Source organism: Gordonia sp. DT219, from assembly GCF_049847065.1.
Lineage (GTDB): Bacteria > Actinomycetota > Actinomycetes > Mycobacteriales > Mycobacteriaceae > Gordonia.
Genome location: NZ_JBNCNR010000100.1, coordinates 1 through 317, shown reverse-complemented (window position 1 = coordinate 317; position 317 = coordinate 1). Strand labels below are relative to the sequence as shown.

1 protein-coding gene is annotated in these 317 nt (G+C 66.2%); it reads right to left on the bottom strand.

Annotation, left to right across the window (positions count from 1 at the left end; translation table 11 throughout):
- Positions 1 to 317 (bottom strand): DUF222 domain-containing protein (locus ACPXB3_RS22600; RefSeq protein WP_425729889.1); only part of this gene is annotated, 317 nt, incomplete at both ends.

The following is a 317-nucleotide window of genomic DNA, read 5'->3' as shown; positions in this document are numbered from 1 at the left end:
TCGGCCATCTGCTTTTCGGCGTTGACCTTGATGTCGTGGTCGACCTGGTGCGGGATGTCGTCGAGGACGTCGATCACTACCCGCGCATGTGCGGGCCCGACCGCCCCGTCGGCGAACGCCTGCGCCAACGTGGGGTACTTCGGGGCGAGGGGTTCGCCGGTCAATCCGTGATAGGTGGCGGTGGCGGTCATCTGCTTGCGGCGGCGCATCGGCTCCGACACGCGTAACCCGACGATCATCATGTCGGTCACCGACCGAAACCCGAACCGGCGCTCCGCATTCCGGTCGGATAGCTCGACGATCTGCCGGTCACCCTG